At 34.9% G+C, this 3,107-nt stretch carries 3 protein-coding genes; all 3 read right to left on the bottom strand.

What is annotated here, in order from left to right:
* Positions 1 to 130: 130 nt before the first annotated feature.
* Positions 131 to 424: a hypothetical protein gene (locus tag H4J69_RS19465; protein WP_182245179.1), complete on the bottom strand. Its 294-nt coding sequence runs from the start codon at positions 422 to 424 to the stop codon at positions 131 to 133.
* Positions 425 to 548: 124 nt separating this feature from the next.
* Entirely contained in the window at positions 549 to 1,082 is a 534-nt protein-coding gene (locus tag H4J69_RS19460) for a hypothetical protein (protein WP_182245180.1), read from the bottom strand.
* A 468-nt stretch (positions 1,083 to 1,550) separates the two neighbouring features.
* Positions 1,551 to 2,192, bottom strand: a complete 642-nt coding sequence (locus tag H4J69_RS19455) for a DUF3885 domain-containing protein (RefSeq protein WP_182245181.1) — start codon at positions 2,190 to 2,192, stop codon at positions 1,551 to 1,553.
* Between the last annotated feature and the right edge of the window lie 915 nt (positions 2,193 to 3,107).

Raw genomic sequence — 3,107 nt, 5'->3', positions numbered from 1 at the left:
ACGAAGATGCCCTACAACGAATCAAAATATTTAGAAGCATTAAACCGAAGAGGATCGCCACTGTTAAAATTTGCAATAAATAGCTAAATTTTACTAGTTGTCCACCTCAGGGCGTGTTGTTATGTTTTTTCTACGACATACCTATAATCCAAGGCATTGCGACACCGAAAGCTACAGATGAAACTCCAAGTATAAATTTAAGATGATTCATTGAACTGCATTTTGAGTACATAAATATACCTGTAAAAAATGCAAATACCGACCACATAACAGAACCCATAAAATAGACACGAAGTGCACCTTGATTTACTGAAGTCGTATAACCCGGACCAGCGATAAAATTTAAAATAAATGTAATGAGTAAACCTAAAACAGGTAATAAACCTATCATAAAAATTCTTTTATTAATCCTAAATTTATTCATATATGCATCCATTCGATAAAAACATAACGCCACGTTAAGCGGCAAAAAATTGTTGGCTAAAATTGTGAACGGAGTGAAACAGCCAACTGTTTTTTGTCCGTTTGAACACCTTGTTAGCCTTATATTACGCCTTACTATCGATTTTTATATTGTTAATAAAATCAATTATATCAGCTTGCTCAGCACCAACTTTGCAGAATGAGGAAACGTGTATTTCCAGCCAAGTTTCGTCTTGAACAAGAAATGCTTTTGCATTCGATTGTGAGCAGCCTTGAACGTCAATATTGTAACGGACAATTTCCCAATTATTTAGTTTTTCAAAACTAACATTAGTTGGTGGATTCCCTTTCCATTTAGCTAGAAATTCATTCCAGTGAGACAGCGTACCTTTAAAAAGTGATTCAGGTTCAAACCAACCAGAAATACCTAGTTGTGCATTAGTATCCCAATAATAAAAATACCTATAACTGTTTGTAGGGTTATCATTTTGTTTAACAAACTCTAATTTGGGAATTGTCATTTTCACTTTACTTGCGGGAACCGTAAGTTCAATACTATTATCGAATTCCTTAGCGGTAATACTTGATTCTTGAACAGAGTGTGATGAACACCCAAGCATCAAAATCATGCAGGTGAAAACTAGAAAAGTTGATTTCATACTACCTATATCCTTTATAAGGCTAACGCCCGTTTAAGGGGCAAAATAATGTTGGCTAAAATAAGTGAACGGAGTGAACAAAACAGCCAACTTTATTTTGTCCCGCTTGAAATGCTTGTTAGCAGCAGTGTTAATTAAAACACCAAAACCGCCACGAACATTAAAATTAAACGGATGGATGTGAGAAGCAAAGAATACCGCCGCACCACTTACCCACCAAGCTTCAATTGATAAACATTAACAAAACATGCTTACCAATTGGTAAAACACAATAATTGCCACAAAAAAGGAAGGAAAGTCAAAAACACCATCCAATTTTTGTGAAAAACAAAATTAACGAAGCACTTTAAAAATAGAATAAGTGGTGCCTGCTAACGCCTCATTAAGAGGCAAATAATAGCTGGCTAAAATGTGTGAGGAACGAACAACAGCCAGCTGTTATTTGTCCTTTTGAATGACTTGTTATATTCACGAGAACACCAAATCCATTCTTTCACGATCATAGTTTAACAGCCATTCGTTATGTGATTGATATAATGGAATGAGCGCTTCTCTATTTGAGCTTATTACATCCATTCCACGATCGTCATATAGATTTAAAATAATACTCTTAGTCTTGTTTATAATGAAGCATTCACCCCACATCGATGGTTTACTACAACCAAAATCAGTATGAATTAATGACAGCAAAATATTTTTATAGTTAATATCATCGACAGTTAGGTTTGGTATATTTAGCCTTTTCCAACACTCAGATTTATAATCTAGCTCATAGATATTACGGACATCTACGCTTTTAACTTGGCTGATTTTTGCAGTATTTATTTGTTTAAAGATGAAGTTACCTTTTCTGATTTTCTTACGACCATCAGAATATTGTTGATATATTATTTCAATGTCATCATCTTTACCAAAGACAGCTTCAAAAATTGATACTGCACGAGCCAGAGAAACTTCAAAATATTTTTCATTGATAGTTTCACGTTCAGAATCTTTCCATAATTCAATTTCATCAGGTCCAATCTCAAACCTTAAGCCGATAGGCCAATTATAAAAAAGAGGTTTTTGTAATTTTAATCCTGAAAAGTGTTCATCAAAATATTGATTCATAGCTTCCTGCTAACTTAGTGAATATAACGCCCATATTAAGCGGCAAATAATAGTTGGCTATAATAGTGAGGAACGAACGACAGCCAACTGTTATTTGTCCGTTTGAATTGCTTGTTAGGTGAAGTATTTCAGTAAATACAAAACCTTAAAGCAAACACTAAAAGTTAATATTACATTCGCCACTTTATAAACACAACTGCTAGATTTTGAGCCACAACACCAAACAATGAAAAGCCAATTCGCAAGGACATTTTGTTTTTAGGTAATGCCCGAAGACTATATTGGCGAAAGTGACGTAGAACTTGGCGAAACCCACCTAAAACATATTTAGAAAACGCAAACGCCCTGCTTAAATTGGCAAATACTTTAAGCAATTAAAACGAAGTGGCGATTACACCTAACGCCCATATTAAGCGGCAAAAAATTGTTGGCTAAAATGTGAACAGAGTGAAACAGCCAACTGTTTTTTGTCCGTTTGAATTGCTTGTTAGGTTAAATTTATTATAAAACCAGTTAGTTAAAGCAAACTTCGAAACTTAATATAACCGTACCACGGCTAAATGCCAAAACATTATTTTGAGCCATTTACACAAAAGGTGTTTAGCGCACAACACAAATGTTATTGCTGGACTCTCGACAATGATTCGCGACATTTATAAAACGTTTCGGCGAAAACCCACGAAACAGAATTACCACCAAACCAATATTAAAAATACGAAAGTTGGTTAACAATAAAAACCGAAAAGTGGTGCCACCTAACGCCACGTTAAGCGGCAAAAAATTGTTGGCCAAAATTGTGAACGGAGTGAAACAGCCAACTGTTTTTTGTCCGTTTGAACGCCTTGTTAGGCTTTACCTTGAGCACCACTATTTGGGACAGTAAACCTAATAGCAACAAAAATACACAAGAGCCAT

It is taken from the genome of Colwellia sp. BRX10-9 (assembly GCF_014077405.1).
Lineage (GTDB): Bacteria > Pseudomonadota > Gammaproteobacteria > Enterobacterales > Alteromonadaceae > Colwellia_A.
Note: the sequence above shows the minus strand (reverse complement) of the source record. Positions and strands in the feature narration are given on the sequence as shown.